Origin of the sequence: Arthrobacter sp. NQ4 (assembly GCF_029077345.1) — a bacterium.
In the GTDB taxonomy this organism is placed as follows: domain Bacteria; phylum Actinomycetota; class Actinomycetes; order Actinomycetales; family Micrococcaceae; genus Arthrobacter.
On record NZ_JARETC010000007.1, the window covers coordinates 122,541 to 141,896 of the forward strand.

Here is a 19,356-nt window from a genome sequence, read left to right on the forward strand (position 1 = left end):
GTTCCTGGACTTGCTGGCTTGGTTCCAGTGTAGACCAATGTAGATGCATTTGCATCTATTGCCTTCTGTAACACCATGTCCCGCGGATTATTCCCGGCCCCTGCTTCCGTGCCATGCCCTGGAACGCAGCGATGCCCGCACCAGGATCTGGTACGGGCATCGCGGCAGCGTGGGCCTTATCCGGCGCCGGGCGCTGCCCGGCGGCCGCTGACTTTGGGGACCTGGCCGGTGGTCCAATCCCTGAATTCGGCGTCGATGTCCGAACCGGGCCCGGGTTCCGGGCGGGCCTGCAGGTCCCGCAGCAGCGCCTTCTTCTCGCGCCGGCCTTCCACCAGGCGGTAGAGCACCGGAACCAGGATCAGGGTCAGCGCCGTGGAGGACACCAGGCCGCCGATGACCACCACCGCCAGCGGCTGGGAAATGAATCCGCCGCCGCCCGTGAGGCCCAGGGCCATGGGGGTCAGGGCAAAGACCGTGGCAAGTGCCGTCATGAGGATGGGCCGGAGCCGCTGCCGGGCGCCGTTCGTGATGGCGTCCGCCACGTTCATGCCCGGCCGGCCGTCGCGTGGTTGCCGGTACTGGTTGATCAGGTCGATCAGCACGATGGCGTTGGTGACGACGATGCCCACGAGCATCAGCATGCCGATGAGCGACGGCAGGCCCAGCGGCACGCCCGTGAGCAGCAGCAGGGCCACGGCACCGGTGGCCGCGAACGGAACCGAGACCAGAAGGATCAGCGGCTGGATGAGTGACTTGAAGGTGGCCACCATGATCACGTACACGATGGCGATGGCTGCCAGCAGGGCCAGGCCCAGTTGCCGGAAGGACTCTGCCTGCTGGGTGGTGGCGCCACCGATGGTGGCGGTGACCCCCGGCGGCAGCTGGACGTCAGCCAGGCGCTTTTGGACTTCGGTGTTCACTGCGCCGAGGTTGGAGCCCGACGGCGTGATGGACACTTTGGCGGTACGCTCCCCGTTGCTGGCCGTGATGGAGACCGGGACGTCCACCTGCTCCACGGCAGCGATGGTTCCCAGCGTGACCGGCCGGCCGGCCGCCGGAAGCGGGATGTTCCGGACGGCATCGATGCTGGTGAACTTGGTGCCCTGGCCAATGCGGACGGGGAAGTCATTGGTGTCGATCCGGACCGTGCCGGCCGGGATGGGGCTGATGGTGGAGGCCAGGACGCCGGCCACCTGTTCCTCGTTCAGGCCGGCGGCCGCGGCTTTGGCCCGGTCCACCTTAACCTGCACCACCGGGTTGCTGGCGGCAAGGTTGCTGGCCACCTCGCTGGTCCCGGGGACGCCCGTCATGGCGGCCACCATGGTGTCGCTGGCCGACTGCAGGTCGGCGCTGGTAGCAGCCTTCAGCGTGATGTCGACGGTGGACGAGGTGCCGAACCCGCCCTGCTGGGTGCCTACGGAGATCTTTCCCGCATCGGGGACCTTCGCAAGCTCCGAGCGCACAGTGTCCTGGAGCCGTTCCTGGTTGGCCTTTTCGTCGGTCACCACCGTGAACGTCGAGTTGGAGGAGCCGGTGGAGGTGAGTGCGGCGAAGCCTGCCTGGGCGTTGCCGGACGTGACCTGGACATCCTTGATGCCGTCGATGCCGCGGAGGACCCCTTCGAGGCGGATGGCGGCGGCACTGGTGTCGGCCAGGCTGGTTCCGGCCGGCAGCACCTGGCGCACGGTCAGGCTGTTTTGCCCGGAATTTCCCAGGAGGTTGGTGGCCAGCAGCGGGGTCATGGCACCGGTGGCTCCGAGCACCAGGACAGCCGCCACCAGGGTGATGACGGGGTGCTTCTGCGTGGACCGGAGGATGGGCAGGTAGCCGCGCTGCAGCCGGCTGCGCTGCTCGGCGTCGTGGGCCCTTTCCTTGGCCTCGTCGGCAATGCGCCGCGCCTCGGGGGATCCTGCGGCCGCGCCGGCGGCGCCGCCCTTGGGGTTCTTCAGGAACCAGTAGGCCAGCACCGGAACGATGGTCAGGGATACCAGCAGCGACGCCAGCAGGGCCATGGTGACTGTCAGGGCGAACGGCCGGAACAGTTCACCGGCCAGTTCACCGACAAACGCGATGGGCAGGAACACCGCCACCGTGGTCAGGGTGGAGGCGCTGATGGCGCCGGCCACCTCCCTGATGGCGGTGAGGATCGCCGTCGACTTTTCCTCGCCGTAGCTGAGGTGCCGCTTGATGTTTTCGATGACCACGATCGAGTCGTCCACGACCCGCCCGATCGCGATGGTGAGGGCGCCCAGCGTCAGGATGTTCAGTGAGTAGCCGGTGGCTGACAGGCCGATGAACGTGATCAGCAGGGACAGCGGAATGGAGACGGCCGTGACCAGCGTGGACCGGGCAGACATAAGGAAGAGCAGGATGACGGCGACGGCGAATCCCAGCCCCAGCAGGCCTTCCGTGGTGAGGTCCTTGATGGACTTTTCGATGAACGGCGCCTGGTCGAAGACGGGGGTGAACTTGGCGTTCGAACCCAGTTCCGTCTCGAGTTCATTCAGGGAGTCCCGCACCGCGTGGGAGATCGCCACCGTGTCACCCTCGGGTTTCTTGGTCACGGAGACGGCCAGCGTCTCGGCGCCGTTGGTGCGGGTGATGGAGGTGCGCTCGTCGTCCTTGAGGGAAACATCGGCCACGGAGCCGATGGTCGCCGCGTTCTTGGAGCCGGAAAGGGGCAGGGCCTTGATGGCATCGAGGGAATCGACGGGGCTGCCGATCTGCAGCGAGAGGGTCTTGCCCTGGTCCTCGAGTGTTCCGGCAGGGATCAGCGCGCCGTTGTTGGACAGGGCGTCGCGGATGGCCGTGACGCCTGCCCCCGCCGCCGCCATGGCGTCGGTGCGGGGGAGGATCTCGATGTGCTGGGAGGCGCCGCCCGTGACGTCGGCGCTGCGGACGCCGTCGATCTTCTGCAGCCTGGGCACGCTGAGGCGCTGGAGGTCCGCGTTCAGTTCACTGAGTGGCTTGTCCGAGGAGACGGCGAGGAAAACAATCGGGAAGTCGCTGATGCTTCCGGCGATGGCCTGCGGCTGGACGTCGCTGGGCAGCGTCCGCTTGGCATTGGAAATGGCCCGGTCGATCTGGTTCCGGGCCCGGTCCAGGTTCGATCCGTAGGTGAACACCATGGTGATCTGGGAGACGCCGGTCCGCGACGTGGAGGAGGTGGATTCCAGCCCCTCCACGCCGTTCAGCGCCTTTTCCAGCGGACCGCTGACCTGCTTGTCCACCACTTCGGGCGACGCACCCGGCATGGAGGTGAGCACTGTGATCTGCGGGAACTCAATCGAGGGAATGAGTTCCTGCTTCAGCGACGACATGGTGATCACGCCGAAGACCGAGGCGAAGACGGTGATCAGCGCGATCAGGGCCCGGTTCGCCAGGGAAAGGTGCGCCAACCGGAACATGGGCGGTCTCCTGGGGGTCTAAGTGACTGGTACAAGCCCTGGGGGTGCCAGCCGCTGGCCCCGGCAGGGTCAGTGGCTGGCGGAAACACTCTCCAGCTGGAGGGACGCGGCCGTTGCCCGTTCCAGCTCCGCGGCAAGGTCAGGATTCTCATCCAGCTTCACCCCGTAGCCGGGCATCATGTCCTTGAGCTTGGACTGCCAGCCCTTGAAGTTCTTGGGGAACGTCTTCTGGAGCAGCTCGATCATGATGGGGACAGCGGTCGACGCCCCCGGCGAAGCGCCCAGGAGCGCACCGATGGAGCCGTCACGGCCGGCAATCACTTCAGTACCGAACTGGAGGATGCCGCCCTTTTGCGGGTCTTTCTTGATGATCTGTACACGCTGGCCGGCGGTGATGAGTTCCCAGTCCCCGCCCTTTGCCTCGGGGTAGTACTCGCGCAGCGCCTCGACCTTCTGGTCGTGGCGCTTGACCACTTCCTTGACCAGGTAGGCCGTGAGGTCCATGTTGTCCTTGGCCACGGCCAGCATCGGAATGATGTTGCCGGGGCGGATGGACAGGGGCAGGTCCAGGTAGGAGCCGTTCTTCAGGAAGTTGGTGGAGAAGCCTGCGTACGGGCCGAAGAGGAGCGAACGCTTCCCGTTGACGTAGCGGGTGTCCAGGTGCGGAACGGACATCGGCGGCGCGCCCACGGAGGCCTGGCCGTAGACCTTGGCGCTGTGCTGGGCGGCGATGGTTTCGTCCGTGCAGCGGAAGAACTGTCCGGAGACCGGGAATCCGCCGTAGCCCTTGCTTTCCGGGATGCCGGAGGCCTGGAGCAGGTGCAGGGCACCGCCGCCGGCGCCGACGAAGACGAACTTGGCGTGGATCTTGCCGTGTTCCCCTGACCGGGGGTGCTTCAGCGTCAGGTCCCAGCCGCCGTCGGAGGCGCGGGAGATCCCGGTGACATCGTGGCCGTAGTTGATTTCGACGCCGTTGTTCCCCAGGTAGCTGGTCAGCTCGCGGGTGAGTGCGCCGAAGTCCACATCGGTGCCCTCGGCGGCGCGGGTGGCGGCAATACGCTGCTGGGGGTCGCGGCCCTTGACGATCAGCGGTGCCCACTTGGCGATCTGGGCGTGGTCCTCGGAGTACTCCATGCTCCGGAACAGCGGGTGCGGCTTCAGTGCCTCGTACCGGGTCTTCAGGAACCTGGTGTGGTCTTCGCCGATCACGAAGCTCATGTGCGGGACGGTGTTGATGAAGCCCTTGGGGGATCCAATGAGGTTGTTGTCCACCAGGTGGGACCAGAATTGGCGGGAGAGCTGGAACTGTTCGTTGATGAGCAGTGCCTTGTTCGGGCTGACGGAGCCGTCTTTGGCTGCGGGGGAGTAGTTGAGTTCGCAAAGGGCGGCGTGGCCCGTTCCTGCGTTGTTCCAGGGGTCCGAGCTTTCGAGGCCGGGCTGGTCCAGCCGCTCAAACAGGGAAATGGTCCAGTCCGGCTCCAGCTGCTTGAGGAATGCCCCCAGCGTGGCGCTCATGATGCCGCCGCCTATCAGGACAACGTCGGCGTGTGGGGTCTTGGAAATGAAGGTCACGATCAGTCTCCGATTGCAGCGGCTCTGGCTGTCACAGAATATCCCTGCGCGGCCCTCATACTGAAATTGGCCCGGGCCGTCAAGGCTTTAGCTGGACCTTCGTGAAAACTTCGTTTAAGACCGGTGAAGCCGGGTAGCTGAGCACGCGGTCTGACAGGGCAAGTGCGGAGATGGGGAAGGCGATGGGAACCGCCGGTACCGTCGCGGCGATCTGGGCGTTGATGGTGTGATAAAGCTCATCCCGCTCTTTCCCGTCAGCGAGCCCCCGTGCACGGTTGATCTTTGAAAAGACCTGGGGATCCTGGTACCCGAACTCGCCGTTCTTCTCCCCGAAGAGGGGGCCCACGAAGTTGTCGGCGTCGGAGTAGGAGCCGTTCCAGCCAAGGATGTGGAGGGCATGGTCGCCGGCCGACTGGACCTTCTGCAGGTAGCCGTCCGACCAGTCAACCGGCACGGGCCGGATGTTGAAGCCGACGGCGGTGAGCTGGCGGCTGAGCTCGGCATAGACCTTTTCAGGGGTGGGCAGGTACGGCCGGGTGACGTTCAAGGGGTAGTAGAACTTCAGTTCCTCGCCCGCGTAGCCGCCCTCTTTGAGGTAGTCCTTGGCCTTGGCGGGATCGTGTCCGAGTTCCGGCGCGTCATTGTTGAAGCCGCTGATCTTGGGCGGGACAAACTGCGTGGCCTTGGCGGTGTTGTCGATGAAGAACTTCCGGATCAACGTTTCCTTGTCGATCGCGAGCTCCACCGCCTGCCGGATCTTCTGGTTCTGGAGTATAGGGATGTCCTGGTTGATGCCCACGTACATCACGGAGAACGGGTCGCGCTGCACGATCTGTTTGCCGCGCTTGACCAACTGGTCGAAGTTTCCCACGGTGACGGCGTCGTAGCCGTCGATCGTGCCGTCCAGCAGCGCCTGGAGGCGGGTCTGGGGGTGGTTGTAGGCAAGGAAGTTGATGGTGGCGATCTGGCCGCGGTCGCCCCAGTAGGTCTTGTTGCTGGCGAGGGTGACGTTGTCGGTGCCCCAGGCGGCAAGCGTGAAGGGCCCGGTGCCGACCGGATTCGTGGCGAAGGCCGACATGGCCTGGCCGCCCCGGTTCTGGTCCAGGACGTCCGCTTTACCCGAGGCCAGGGCGGCCGGGGATGCGATCGCGAAGGCCGGGAGGGTCAGTGCCTGGAGGAAGGCAGTGAATCGCTGGGTGAGGTCGATCTGTACCGTGTCCGGTGCCACCGCGGTACAGCTCTTGAAAATCGAAAGTCCGGGCTCGTCGGAGTGGGCCTTGAACACGCCCTTGAAGGAGCTGCCGGGAGCCTGCTTCCGCAGCTCGGCAGGGAAAGCAAACCAGCGGTTGAAGTTGGCGCAGACGGCGTCGGCGTTAAACGGGGTGCCGTCCTGGAAGGTGACCCCGGTGCGGAGCTTGAAAGTGTAGGTCCGGCCCTCGTTGGACTCGTTCCATTCGGTTGCCAGCAGCGGCGTGGGTTTGCCGGTGGTCTGGTCCACGCCCACCAGGCCTTCGAGGATCTGGCGGGTGATGCGCTGGGATTCCACGTCGTTGGACAGGGCCGGGTCCAGGCCCAGGGGCTGGGCCGCGGTGCCGAAATTGAAGGTGGCTCGGGGCTCGGCCGGAGGGGAACTGGGCGTCCCGGACGTGGGGGAGGGGGACGGCATGCCCGTGCACGACGTCACGCCCAGCGCCATGAGGACGGCGCCGGCCTTGATGACCGTCCGCCGCGATGTACTGCTGGGCACTCGTTTATCACCTCTGGATGCTGCCGGCTCCGCCGCTTGCGGGCCGGGACCAGTCTAGAGGACGGGGCTTGCGGCGGGCCCCAGGCTGGCACATGACGCGCCAGGGCCGGGTCCGCCGGTCTATTGGCGGACCCGGCCCTGTGTTGGGGGGCGGAGAGAGGGCTTACTTGGGCATGAGGACCGAGTCGATCAGGTAGACCGTCGCGTTCTTGGTCTTGACGCCGCCGCAGACCACGTTGGCGTTGTCCACCTTGAGGTTGTCGCCGCTGCCGGTCACCGTGACGGAGCCGCCCTCAACCGTGGCGTGCGTGCCGGCGATCTTGTCCGGGGTGATCTGGCCGGGGACTACGTGGTAGGTGAGGATCTTGCTCAGCAGCGCATCGTCCGTCTTCAGCGTTTCGATGGTGGCGGGGTCGATCTTCTTGAAGGCGTCGTCCACCGGTGCGAACACGGTGAACTCGCCACCGTTGAGCGTGTCCACCAGGTCAACCTTGGGGTTCAGCTTGCCGGAAACTGCCGCGGTAAGCGTGGTCAGGATGGGGTTGTTGGAGGCTGCGACGGCGACCGGGTCAAGGGCCATGCCCTCCACGGAACCCGCACCGGTGGGAACCTGCTTGGCGTAGGCGGCGCAGCCGGGGCCAACCAGGTTTGCTGCCGGGTCCATGGTGCCCGCCGAGGAGCTGGCCATTGCGCTTGAGGACGGGGACGCCATGCTGGAGCTGGGCGCCGGTGACATCGGCGCGGAGGAGGCCGAGGAGCCGGAGGTGCTGCCGGAACCGCCGCACGCGGTGAGGCTGAGCAGAGCAGCTGCTGCAACGCCTGCGACGGTGAAAGTGGTGCGCTTGAAGGTCTGCATTGTGGTTCTCCTTGGATCGATTGCTGCCGACTGCGGACTGTGTGTTCGTGGTGTGCAGCCTGCCTGGGGGGTGGGCACCTGCCCTTGGCTGGTGTCTCAATGGCTATTCGGCCGGTGGGCAGCAATGGATGGGTGGATCTTTGGAGTTTTTCGATTCGGGGCACTAACCAGCCGGCAGGACCGCCGGGCGCTTAACGCAGGAATCCCCCGGCCGGAGCCGGGGGATTCCCAGTGTGCGCAAGGGGGGACTTGAACCCCCACGCCCGAAGGCACAGGAACCTAAATCCTGCGTGTCTGCCAATTTCACCACTCGCGCGCGGCTTCCTGACGGGAACGCCAAGCGTTCGACGCCGGATGCCAGAGTCCATTGTAGCGTTGCGCCGGGCGGTGTCCCCGGCAGGCCCCGGCCGGGTCAGGCGTCCAGGTTCAGGTCCCGCCGAAGCTTGGCCACGTGGCCCGTGGCCCGGACGTTGTACTGGGCCAGTGCCACCTTGCCGTCCGGGTCCACCACGATGGTGGACCGGATCAGGCCTTCGTACGTCTTGCCGTAGTTCTTCTTTTCGCCCCAGGCGCCGTAGGCCCCGGCCACGGCGTGGTCGGCATCCGAAAGCAGCGGGAACGTCAAGGACTCCTTGTCCGCGAATTTTGCCAGCTTCTCCACGGGGTCGGGGGAGATCCCCAGGACGTCGTAGCCAGCGGCCTGCAGGGAGGCAAGGCTGTCCCGGAAGTCGCACGCCTCCTTGGTGCAGCCCGGAGTGGAGGCTGCGGGGTAGAAGTAGACGATGGTGGAGCGGCCGGGCCGGGGATCCAGGCTGACGTCCTTGCCGGTGGAATCCTGCAGGGTGAAAGCCGGTGCCTTGTCGCCGGTAACGAGTCTTTCAGCCATTGTTTTTCTCCTTGTTGCGGGCGGGACACAACAGCCTAGTAAGCAGGTGGAACGAGTGCTAATCGGCATTTGGCTATACTGGCTGCTATGCCTGATATGGATCACTGGCCCACAGGGCGCCTTCTGTCCACTGCTGCGCGACTCGTTGAGCACTCCTGGAACGAAAAACTCGGCGCCATCGGCCTCACCCATGCCGGTGTTATCGCCATCGAGGTCCTGGCCGCGCAAGGGCCCATGACCCAGGCCCAGCTTGCCCTGTACGTCCGCGTACAGGCCCAGACCATGGGCAAGACCCTCAGCCGTCTTGAGTCCCACGGCCACATTGCCCGGGTGCGCAGCACTTCGGACCGCAGGAGCCACGTGGTGTCGCTGACCGAGCAGGGCAAGGAAGCCGTTGCCCAGGCTGTTGAGATGGAGCGATCGGTCCTGGCATCGGCGTCAATCGACCCTGAGCTTCTCCGCCAGGAACTCAAAGCTGTGGTCCGGGAGCTGGCCAGCCAGTTCTCCACGACGCCCAGCAACGCCGGAGCCCTTATGGACAACGTCGCCAAGTAACCGTTGACGCTGCAGGCAGCGTAAGGAAAGCGCGGCCCTGGTTTGGAAGAACCAGGGCCGCGCTTTTTTGTGCCCGGCCACCATCGATTGCTCCGTACTTGCCGTTTTGAGCCCTGATAAAGACAAGTACGGAGCAATCGATGATGGGGGCACATAACAAAACAGCCCCCGGTCTGTGTTTCCACAAACCGGAGGCTGTTTTCCCAGTGGTGCACCCCCCGGGACTTGAACCCGGAACCCATTGATTAAGAGTCAATTGCTCTGCCAATTGAGCTAGAGGTGCATCTTTTTTGCTTCCATCCCCGGGCTTTTTCTTTCCCGTTGATCTCCGCAACGACATGAAACTCTACACGAACTTTTGGTGCAAGTGAAATCGGCGCTCCCGTGGGTTCCTGATTCACTGTGGGAGCCGCAAAATCAGCGCAAAATCAGGGTTTTTGCCGTTCGTGAGCATCCATAAGCTGCCGTTGGGTGCCAGGATGACGTCCCGGATCCGGCCGTATTGACCTGTGAAATAGGCCACAGGTTGCCCGGCCTCTGTTCCCTTGAGCGGCACGGTCCAGAGCCGTTCGCCCCTGAGCGCACCCAGGTAGGCAATACCGCCGGATATCTCCAGCCCGCTGGGGGAGGACTCGCGGGTTGAGGGCCAGACGACTTTTGCGTCCTCGAAGCCGGCGCGGTGCGGTGCCCCGGTGACGTCCGGCCAGCCGTAATTGGCGCCGGGCAGGATCAGGTTCAGCTCATCGTCCACGTCCGGTCCGAACTCGCTGGCCCACAGCCGGCCTGCTTCGTCCCACGCCAGGCCCTGGACGTTCCGGTGGCCAAGGCTGTAGACGGCGTTCCCGAACGGGTTGCCGGGCGCGGGGACGCCGTCCGGAGTGAGCCGAAGGATCTTCCCGCCCAGGGCGGCGGGGTCCTGGGCCTGCTCGCGGCGCTGGGCGTCGCCGGTGCCCACATACAGGAACCCGTCCGGGCCGAACCGGATCCTGCCTCCGTTGTGGGTGCCGGCTTTGGGTATTCCCGTAAAGACGGTCTGCGGCCGGCCCAGCGTCAGTGAACCATCAGCGCCGCGTTCGACGGTAAGCCGGACCACCCGGTTGTCCTCCCTGGTGGTCGTGTAGGCATAGAGGGAGTGGTCAGCCTCAAAATGCGGCGAAAGCGCCAGGCCCAGCAGGCCTCCTTCTCCTGCGGGCGCCACGTCGGGCACCTTCCCCAGTGTTGTGGCGGCGCCGTCCCGAACGGCCTTCAGCAGTGCGGTCCCGCGCTCGGAAATGACGGCGGTGCCGTCGGGGAGGAAGACCGCCGCCCAGGGCGTGTCCAACTGCAGCTCCAACCGTTCCTGCACAGCGGGTGGGGCATGGACAGGGGCTGTGCCGGCGGATTCGTTGGCCGGGGGAGCGGAGCTGGCGACGGCGGCTCCCGGCGGGGTGCCCGCGGCGGCAGGGTTTGTGCCTGGTGCAGGCGGCCCCGGCGTGCCCGTGCAGGCGGCCAGCACCAGGAACAGGGCAAGGCACGGAAGGCCCGCCGCAATGCGGCGGGCCTTCCTCCTGCTAGAGCCGTCTGCGCCGTGGAGCGCGGAAGCCTGCGGCCTCCGCATGCGCGGCAGATTCGAACCAGACTTCCGCCCGGGTCTGCTCATAGTCCGGATGTCCTTCTTCGTAGTAGACCATTGCGGCGGCATCGCCCTTGACCGTGTAGTCCGCCGGTCCGCTGCCGTCGGGGCCGGGTGCAGCCGAGCCCGCGCCGTAGGGCTCATCGGCTGCAAGGTGTCCGGCAGGCTCGGCGGCAGTGGTGCCATGGCCGGGTGCGGATCCCTGTGCGAATCCCTGAACGGCGTCCTGTCCCTGGCCGGACGGCTGGTGGTGGTCCGCGCCGTTTTCCACCAGTGCGGAGGACTGGGCGCGCTCCAGCGTTTCGGCATCGCCGGGGCTGCCGCCGGAGACCGGTGCGGGCTCGTGCTGGTCTGCTGCGCGGTAGCCGTCCGCCAGGTGCTGGGGCGCCTGCCCGCCGGCCTGCCCGCCGGCCTGCCCGCCGGCTGCCGTGCCGCCGTCGTCCACGCCTTCCACTGCGGCTGTTTCGGCGCCGGGAAGCGTGGGGGCATGGGGGGCCGTGTATTCGTCGTGGTGGGCGGGGCGGGTCGCCGCTGCGGCTGCCTGGCCGGACGGTGCATCCGTACTGGTCCCGGGGTGGGGCGCGACCTCTTGGGCGGCTGCCGCCCCACCGGCAACGGAGGAGCCGGACCGGGACCCGGAGCCGGCCTCGGACCACTGGGTTTCCCACTCGGCCTGGTCCGCATCCAGGTCCTGCGACCGTGGTTCGACGTGTCCGGTGGCGCTGGCGGGCAACCCGGCGCCGGAAGCGCCGTGGCCTGCCTCGCCGAATGCCTCACTGGACGCGGGAGTGGAGGTCCCGGCCGCCGGCGAGGCCGTGGCTGACGAGTCGGCCGGCTCTTCGGCCGTGGCGGGCGCTGCCGGTTCTGCGGCTTTTCCGAATCCGGCTGCTGTTGGAATGCCGGTGGTCCCGGCGGCCGCGGCCGACGCGGCGGCGCTGCCCCCTTCGAGGGCTCCATCGGCGCGGGGCCGGTCAGTCGTCGCGCCGGCTGATGATCCACCCGGCGCGTTGGCAGACTTGTTGCGGTTGACCAGCCACCAAATGATGACGGCGACGACGGCTATGAGGATGATCCAGAAAACAATGTCCATGGCAGGCCCTTCTCTACGGGTGGCGGTGTCCTGTCCCCGACGCTACGTCGGGTCACCACTGCTGTCCAGAGATGCCGCGGCACGCCGGACAGGCCCGCTGGAAACACCGGCCGGAGCGCTGCCGTGGAACGCAACGTCGTCCGGGTCTCACAGTATGAGATCCCCATCCTCTGGTTGGTCCGGGATCTTTCGGGATTTTCGCCGGATCCGGCCACGGGAGGTCGTTCAGGCAGCATCCGAGCCCTAGACTTTCCCCTATGAGTGACGCCCAGACCACAACCGGAAGCAAGCCGGACATCAAGCCCCGCAGCCGCGTCGTCACCGACGGCATCCACGCGGCGCCCGCCCGCGGCATGTTCCGGGCCGTCGGAATGGGAGATGACGACTTCGCCAAGCCCCAGGTGGGCGTCGCAAGTTCCTGGAACGAGATCACCCCCTGCAACCTTTCGCTGAACCGGCTGGCGCAGGGCGCCAAGGAAGGCGTCCACGCGGGCGGCGGTTTCCCCATGCAGTTCGGCACCATCTCGGTGTCCGACGGCATCTCCATGGGCCACGAAGGCATGCACTTCTCACTGGTCTCCCGCGAGGTCATCGCCGACTCCGTGGAAACCGTCATGCAGGCCGAGCGGATTGATGGCTCCGTCCTGCTGGCCGGCTGCGACAAATCCCTGCCCGGGATGCTCATGGCCGCCGCCCGGCTGGACCTTGCCAGCGTCTTTCTCTACGCGGGGTCCATCATGCCCGGCTGGGTCAAGCTCGAGGACGGCTCCGAAAAGGAAGTCACCCTCATTGACGCTTTCGAAGCGGTGGGCGCCTGCGCCGCCGGCAAGATGAGCATTGAGGACCTCACCCGAATTGAAAAGGCCATCTGCCCGGGTGAAGGTGCCTGCGGCGGCATGTACACGGCCAACACCATGGCCTGCATCGGCGAGGCCCTGGGCATGTCACTCCCCGGATCCGCCGCACCGCCCTCGGCAGACCGCCGTCGTGATGAGTTCGCGCGCAAGTCCGGCGAAGCGGTGGTCAACCTGCTGCGCCTGGGCATCACGGCCCGCGACATCATGACCAGGGAGGCGTTCGAGAACGCTATCGCCGTCACCATGGCCTTCGGCGGCTCCACCAACGCCGTCCTCCACCTGCTGGCGATTGCCCGCGAGGCAGAGGTGGAACTCACCCTGGACGACTTCAACCGCATCGGGGACAGGATCCCGCACCTGGGTGACCTCAAGCCGTTCGGCCGCTACGTCATGACCGACGTCGACAGGATCGGCGGCGTGCCGGTCATCATGAAGGCACTGCTCGACGCCGGCCTGCTGCACGGCGACTGCCTCACCGTCACGGGCAAGACCGTCGCGGAGAACCTCGCGGCCATCAACCCGCCGGACGTCGACGGCAAGATCCTGCGCGCACTCGACAACCCGATCCACAAGACCGGTGGCATCACCATCCTGCACGGCTCGATGGCTCCGGAAGGCGCCGTCGTGAAGAGCGCAGGCTTCGACGCCGACGTCTTCGAGGGCACCGCCCGCGTCTTCGAGCGCGAGCAGGGCGCCCTGGACGCCCTGGACAAGGGGGAGATCAAGGCCGGCGACGTCGTCGTCATCCGCTATGAAGGTCCCAAGGGTGGACCGGGCATGCGGGAGATGCTCGCCATTACCGGCGCCATCAAGGGCGCGGGACTCGGCAAGGACGTTCTGCTGCTGACGGACGGACGCTTCTCCGGCGGCACCACCGGGCTGTGCATCGGCCACGTGGCGCCGGAAGCGGTCGACGGCGGCCCCATCGCCTTCGTGAAGGACGGTGACCGGATCCGCGTGGACATCGCAGCGCGTAGCTTCGACCTGCTGGTGGATGACGCTGAGCTTGAGGCCCGCAAGGTGGGCTGGGAGCCGCTGCCCGCCCGGTACACCAAGGGCGTGCTCGCCAAGTACGCGAAGCTGGTCCACAGCGCCAGCCAAGGCGCCTACACCGGCGTGTGAGTTCCTCAGTGCCTCCCGCGGAGTAACTGCCCGCTGTAGGCGGCAGGGTTTAATAAGGGCTGATCCGAGGGGCCCCGGTCGGACGGCGCTCGCGCCGGGCGGCCGGGGGCGGATCATCCCGCCGCCGGGGTAGGATCAAAGGGTGGACATTGAAGTCCACATGGTGAGATTGGGTTGTTGCTCGTTGACACCTATCTTGCCAAGAGGGAAAACTGAACGCATGACTTTCGTTACCGCCGGCACCGTCGTCGTCGTCCTTACCAAGCGCGTGGCACATTAGCCCCTGGTAACGAACAGTCACGCGCAAACCCCTCACCAAGCCGCCAGGCCGAGGGGTTTTTTTATTCCCACCGTTCCAAACCAGTTCCAGAACCAGAGAAGATCCACAAGGAAGAGTCCGATGAGCAAAGGATCGCCCATCAGCCCCTCGCTGATGGCCACCAAGTCCGCTGGAGCCCCCAAGGCTCCGGAACGCGCCGACCGGACGGCTGACCATGCCGCCGTCGTCGCCGACCTTGCTGCCGTCTCTCCTGTCCTTGGGCCGAACAACGTCGTACCCCCGACGGTGATGACCGGCTCGCAAGCAATCGTCCGCTCGCTCGAAGAACTCGGCGTCGACGACATTTTCGGTTTGCCTGGTGGCGCGATCCTGCCCACCTACGACCCCCTGATGGCCTCCACCATGAACCACGTGCTGGTCCGTCACGAACAGGGAGCCGGCCACGCCGCGCAAGGCTACGCCATGGTCACCGGGCGGGTGGGCGTCTGCATCGCCACCTCGGGCCCCGGCGCCACCAACCTCGTTACCGCCATCATGGATGCCCACATGGACTCCGTGCCCCTGGTGGCCATCACCGGCCAGGTATCCAGCGGCGTGATCGGCACCGACGCGTTCCAGGAAGCCGACATCGTGGGTATCACGATGCCCATCACCAAGCACTCCTTCCTGGTGACCGACCCCAACGACATCCCGCACGTCATGGCAGAGGCCTTCCACCTGGCCTCCACCGGCCGTCCCGGCCCCGTGCTGGTGGATGTTGCCAAGGATGCCCAGGTGGGCCAGATGACCTTCTCCTGGCCGCCGAAGATCGACCTGCCGGGCTACCGGCCGGTGACCCGCGGGCACAACAAGCAGGTCCGCGAAGCGGCCAAGCTCATTGCCGCATCCACCAAGCCTGTGCTGTACGTGGGCGGCGGCGTGGTCAAGGCGCACGCCTCGGCCGAGCTGCTGGCCCTCGCCGAAGCCACCGGCGCTCCGGTGGTGACCACCCTGATGGCCAAAGGCGCGTTCCCGGACTCCCACCCGCAGCACGTCGGCATGCCCGGCATGCACGGCAGCGTCTCCGCCGTCACGGCCCTGCAGCAGTCAGACCTGCTGATCACGCTCGGCGCCCGCTTCGATGACCGCGTCACCGGGGTGCTGAAGACCTTTGCGCCCAACGCCAAGGTCATCCACGCCGACATCGATCCTGCCGAAATCTCGAAGAACCGCACCGCTGATGTGCCCATCGTCGGGTCGGTCAAGGAGATCATCCCGGAACTGACCGAGGCCGTGCGCAGCCAGTTCGATGCTTCCGGTACCCCGGACCTCACCACGTGGTGGGCCTTCCTGAACAATCTCAAGGAAACCTACCCGCTGGGCTGGACGGAACCGGACGACGGCCTGATCGCACCGCAGAAGGTCATCAAGCGGATCGGCGAACTGACCGGGCCCGAGGGCGTGTATGTGGCCGGCGTGGGCCAGCACCAGATGTGGGCCGCCCAGTTCATCAAGTACGAGCGGCCGCACGCCTGGCTGAACTCCGGCGGCGCCGGCACCATGGGATACGCCGTCCCGGCAGCCATGGGCGCCAAGGTGGGCAACCCGGACCGCGTGGTCTGGGCCATCGACGGCGACGGCTGCTTCCAGATGACCAACCAGGAACTGGCCACCTGCGCCATCAACAAGATCCCCATCAAGGTAGCTGTCATCAATAACTCCTCGCTGGGCATGGTGCGCCAGTGGCAGACCCTCTTCTACGAGGGCCGCTACTCCAACACCGACCTCAACACCGGCCATGACACGGTCCGCATCCCGGACTTCGTCAAGCTGGGGGAGGCCTATGGCTGCGCGTCGTTCCGTGTTGAACGCGAAGAAGACATCGATGCCACGATCCAGAAGGCCCTCGAAATCAACGACCGCCCCGTGGTCATCGACTTCGTGGTGAGCCCCAACTCCATGGTGTGGCCAATGGTGCCCGCCGGCGTGAGCAACGACCAGATCCAGGTTGCCCGCAACATGACCCCGGAATGGGAAGAGGAAGACTGAGCATGACCCGCCACACACTTTCCGTCCTGGTTGAGGACAAGCCCGGCGTCCTGACCCGCGTGGCCAGCCTCTTTGCCCGCCGCGCCTTCAACATCAACTCCCTGGCCGTGGGCCCCACCGAAGTGCCGGGCGTGTCCCGCATGACGGTGGTGGTCGACGCCGACGGCGACCTCATCGAGCAGGTCACCAAGCAGCTCAACAAACTGGTCAACGTCCTCAAGATCGTTGAGCTGACTCCAGAATCTTCCGTACAGCGCGACCACATCCTGGTCAAGGTACGTGCGGATGCCGCAACACGCCTGCAGGTAACCCAGGCCGCAGACCTGTTCCGTGCCTCAGTGGTCGACGTGTCCACCGACTCCGTCGTCATCGAGGCCACCGGCCACCCCGAAAAGCTCACAGCCCTGCTCTCAGTGCTGGAGCCCTTCGGCATCCGCGAAATTGTGCAGTCCGGCACCCTGGCCGTTGGACGGGGATCCCGCTCCATGAGTGACCGGGCGCTCCGCTCCGCCTAGGCGTTTGCGTCCAGGCGGGACCACGCGCCCGTAACCGCAGCACCGCAAGACCACTATCTACAACCACTCAAGAGGAGTTACGCAAGTGACTGAAATGTTCTACGACGATGACGCCGACCTGTCGATCATCCAGGGCCGCAAGGTTGCCATCGTTGGCTACGGTTCCCAGGGCCACGCCCACGCGCTGAACCTGCGCGATTCCGGCGTCGAGGTCGTCATCGCCCTGAAGGACGGCTCCAAGTCCACCGCCAAGGCCGAGGACGCCGGCTTCACGGTCAAGAACGTTGCCGACGCTGCCGAATGGGCCGACGTCATCATGATCCTCGCGCCGGACCAGCATCAGCGCGCCATCTACAACGACTCCATCAAGGACAAGCTGACCGCCGGCAAGGCCCTGGCCTTCGCCCACGGCTTCAACATCCGCTTCGGCTACATCAAGGCACCGGAAGGCGTTGACGTCATCCTGGTGGCCCCGAAGGCTCCGGGCCACACCGTGCGCCGCGAGTTCGAAGCTGGCCGCGGCATCCCGGACATCATCGCCGTCGAACAGGACGCATCGGGCAACGCCTGGGAGCTGGCCAAGTCCTACGCCAAGGCCATCGGCGGCACCCGCGCCGGCGTCATCAAGACCACCTTCACCGAAGAGACCGAAACCGACCTCTTCGGCGAGCAGGCAGTTCTCTGCGGCGGCGTTTCCCAGCTGGTCCAGTACGGCTTCGAGACCCTGACCGAGGCCGGCTACCAGCCGCAGATCGCCTACTTCGAGGTGCTGCACGAGCTCAAGCTCATCGTCGACCTCATGTGGGAGGGTGGCATCGCCAAGCAGCGCTGGAGCGTCTCCGACACCGCTGAGTACGGCGACTACGTCTCCGGCCCGCGCGTCATCACCCCCGAGGTGAAGGAAAACATGAAGGCCGTCCTGGCCGACATCCAGTCCGGTGCATTCGCCAAGCGCTTCATCGAAGACCAGGACAACGGCGCCGTCGAGTTCAAGGAACTGCGCGCCAAGGCTGAGCAGCACCCCATCGAGGCTGTCGGCCGCGAACTGCGTTCCCTGTTCTCCTGGCAGCAGCAGGACGTGGACTACGTGGAAGGCTCCGCAGCCCGCTAAGGCTGCCAGCGCAACCGCATAGACCCCAATGGTGAGGCCGGGTTCACACTTAACAATGTGAGCCCGGCCTTTCCGTCGGCCTAGACTTGTTTCCATCCCCAGGACTGCAACGCAGAGGATCAGCCGTGTCAAAACCCGTAGTACTGCTCGCCGAAGAACTTTCCCCCGCCACCGTCGAGGCCCTTGGCCCGGACTTTGAAATCCGACAGACCGACGGCGCCGACCGTTCCCAGCTGCTCTCGGCGATCAGCGACGTGGATGCCATCCTGGTCCGCTCCGCCACCCAGGTGGACGCCGAAGCGATCGCCGCGGCCAAGAACCTGAAGGTCATCGCCCGCGCCGGCGTCGGCCTGGACAACGTGGACATCAAGGCCGCCACCCAGGCCGGCGTGATGGTGGTCAACGCCCCCACGTCCAACATCGTGTCCGCCGCGGAACTCACCGTGGGGCACATCCTCAGCCTGGCCCGCCACATCCCGCAGGCCAGCGCCGCCCTCAAGGACGGCGAATGGAAGCGCTCCAAGTACACCGGCATCGAACTGTTCGAAAAGAAGATCGGCATCATCGGCCTGGGCCGCATCGGCGCCCTGGTGGCCGCCCGCCTCAAGGGCTTCGACACCAAGATCCTGGCCTACGACCCCTACATCACCTCGGCCCGCGCCGCGCAGCTCGGCGTGCAGCTGGTCACCCTGGACGAGCTCCTGGCCCAGTCCGACTTCATCACCATCCACATGCCCAAGACCCCCGAGACCGTGGGCATGCTTGGTGCGGACGCATTCAAGAAGATGAAGTCCACCGCCTACGTGGTCAACGTGGCCCGCGGCGGCCTCGTTGACGAAGAAGCGCTCTTCACGGCCCTGCAGGACGGCGAAATCGCCGGCGCGGGCGTGGACGTCTTCGCCAAGGAACCCAGCACCGACCTGCCGTTCTTCAAGCTCGACAACGTGGTGGTCACCCCGCACCTGGGCGCCTCCACCGACGAAGCGCAGGAAAAGGCCGGCGTCTCCGTGGCCAAGTCCGTCCGCCTTGCCCTCGCGGGAGAGCTGGTCCCGGATGCCGTCAACGTCGCCGGCGGCGTCATTGCCCCCGACGTCCGTCCGGGCATCCCGCTGATCGAGAAGCTCGGCCGCATCTTCACCGCGCTGACCCACGCGTCCCTGACGCAGTTCGACGTTGAAGTCGCCGGCGAAATCTCCTCCCTCGATGTCAAGGTGCTGGAACTTGCGGCGCTGAAGGGCATCTTCGCCGACGTCGTGACCGAACAGGTTTCCTACGTCAACGCCCCGGTCATCGCCGAGCAGCGCGGCATCAACGTCCGCCTCATCACCACGCCGGAGACCGAGTCCTACCGCAATGTCCTGACCCTGCGCGGCGCCCTCAGCGACGGCAGCCAGATCTCCGTGGCCGGCACCCTGACCGGCCCCAAGCAGATCGAGAAGCTCGTGGGCATCAACGGCTTCGAGGTGGAAATCCCCATCAGCGAGCACCTTGTGGTGGTTGCCTACACCGACCGCCCCGGCGTCATCGGAACCATCGGCCACATCCTGGGCATGAACAACATCAACATCGCCGGCATGCAGGTGGCCCGCTCCAACGAGGGCGGCCAGGTCCTGGCCCTGCTCACCATCGACAGCTCCGTTCCCCAGCAGGTGCTGGACGCCATCAAGGCCGGCATCGGCGCTGAGATGGTCCGGGAAGTGGACCTGGAAGACTAACGC

At 66.0% G+C, this 19,356-nt stretch carries 13 protein-coding genes and 2 tRNA genes; 6 read left to right on the top strand and 9 right to left on the bottom strand.

The features are described from left to right. Window positions 1-176: 176 nt before the first annotated feature. The 6 genes from PUN51_RS13465 to bcp form a co-directional block, all read right to left on the bottom strand. Window positions 177-3,407 carry an efflux RND transporter permease subunit gene (locus PUN51_RS13465; RefSeq protein ID WP_275181288.1) on the bottom strand — a complete coding sequence of 1,077 codons (3,231 nt, stop codon included), beginning with the start codon at window positions 3,405-3,407 and terminating at the stop codon, window positions 177-179. Between the two features lie 69 nt (window positions 3,408-3,476). Continuing rightward, entirely contained in the window at window positions 3,477-4,979 is a 1,503-nt protein-coding gene (locus PUN51_RS13470) for a malate:quinone oxidoreductase (RefSeq protein ID WP_224026437.1), read from the bottom strand. A gap of 79 nt (window positions 4,980-5,058) precedes the next feature. Next, window positions 5,059-6,726 carry an ABC transporter substrate-binding protein gene (locus PUN51_RS13475; RefSeq protein WP_275181289.1) on the bottom strand — a complete coding sequence of 556 codons (1,668 nt, stop codon included), beginning with the start codon at window positions 6,724-6,726 and terminating at the stop codon, window positions 5,059-5,061. A gap of 163 nt (window positions 6,727-6,889) precedes the next feature. Beyond that, window positions 6,890-7,582: a fasciclin domain-containing protein gene (locus PUN51_RS13480; RefSeq protein WP_275181290.1), complete on the bottom strand. Its 693-nt coding sequence runs from the start codon at window positions 7,580-7,582 to the stop codon at window positions 6,890-6,892. Between the two features lie 234 nt (window positions 7,583-7,816). Further along, window positions 7,817-7,898 (bottom strand) — tRNA-Leu (locus PUN51_RS13485). A gap of 96 nt (window positions 7,899-7,994) precedes the next feature. Then, window positions 7,995-8,468: a thioredoxin-dependent thiol peroxidase gene (gene bcp, locus PUN51_RS13490; protein ID WP_275181291.1), complete on the bottom strand. Its 474-nt coding sequence runs from the start codon at window positions 8,466-8,468 to the stop codon at window positions 7,995-7,997. 96 nt (window positions 8,469-8,564) lie between these two features. Here bcp and PUN51_RS13495 point away from each other — a divergent pair, with 96 nt between their 5' ends. Continuing rightward, entirely contained in the window at window positions 8,565-9,023 is a 459-nt protein-coding gene (locus PUN51_RS13495) for a MarR family winged helix-turn-helix transcriptional regulator (RefSeq protein WP_275181338.1), read from the top strand. 207 nt (window positions 9,024-9,230) lie between these two features. Here the strand turns inward: PUN51_RS13495 and PUN51_RS13500 are convergent. From PUN51_RS13500 to PUN51_RS13510, 3 genes are all read right to left on the bottom strand, one after another. Continuing rightward, window positions 9,231-9,306 (bottom strand) — tRNA-Lys (locus PUN51_RS13500). A gap of 114 nt (window positions 9,307-9,420) precedes the next feature. Continuing rightward, the gene (locus PUN51_RS13505; RefSeq protein WP_275181292.1) at window positions 9,421-10,620 is read right to left on the bottom strand and encodes a PQQ-dependent sugar dehydrogenase; all 1,200 of its coding nucleotides are present in this window, start codon (window positions 10,618-10,620) and stop codon (window positions 9,421-9,423) included. Beyond that, window positions 10,574-11,725 carry a sunset domain-containing protein gene (locus PUN51_RS13510; protein ID WP_275181293.1) on the bottom strand — a complete coding sequence of 384 codons (1,152 nt, stop codon included), beginning with the start codon at window positions 11,723-11,725 and terminating at the stop codon, window positions 10,574-10,576. The genes PUN51_RS13505 and PUN51_RS13510 overlap by 47 nt, the downstream gene beginning before the upstream one ends. A gap of 257 nt (window positions 11,726-11,982) precedes the next feature. On the opposite strand from PUN51_RS13510, the gene ilvD reads away from it, so the two are divergent. The 5 genes from ilvD (at window position 11,983) to serA (ending at window position 19,353) form a co-directional block, all read left to right on the top strand. Next, window positions 11,983-13,704, top strand: a complete 1,722-nt coding sequence (gene ilvD, locus PUN51_RS13515) for a dihydroxy-acid dehydratase (RefSeq protein WP_275181294.1) — start codon at window positions 11,983-11,985, stop codon at window positions 13,702-13,704. A gap of 400 nt (window positions 13,705-14,104) precedes the next feature. Beyond that, window positions 14,105-16,012, top strand: coding sequence for an acetolactate synthase large subunit (locus PUN51_RS13520; RefSeq protein WP_159631697.1), 1,908 nt, complete (start codon window positions 14,105-14,107; stop codon window positions 16,010-16,012). Between the two features lie 2 nt (window positions 16,013-16,014). Next, complete coding sequence (ilvN, locus tag PUN51_RS13525) at window positions 16,015-16,527, top strand: acetolactate synthase small subunit (RefSeq protein WP_275181295.1); 513 nt, start codon at window positions 16,015-16,017, stop codon at window positions 16,525-16,527. 85 nt (window positions 16,528-16,612) lie between these two features. After that, the gene (gene ilvC / locus PUN51_RS13530) at window positions 16,613-17,638 is read left to right on the top strand and encodes a ketol-acid reductoisomerase (protein WP_159631698.1); all 1,026 of its coding nucleotides are present in this window, start codon (window positions 16,613-16,615) and stop codon (window positions 17,636-17,638) included. Between the two features lie 125 nt (window positions 17,639-17,763). Continuing rightward, entirely contained in the window at window positions 17,764-19,353 is a 1,590-nt protein-coding gene (serA, locus tag PUN51_RS13535; protein ID WP_018768338.1) for a phosphoglycerate dehydrogenase, read from the top strand. The last annotated feature ends 3 nt before the right edge of the window (window positions 19,354-19,356 follow it).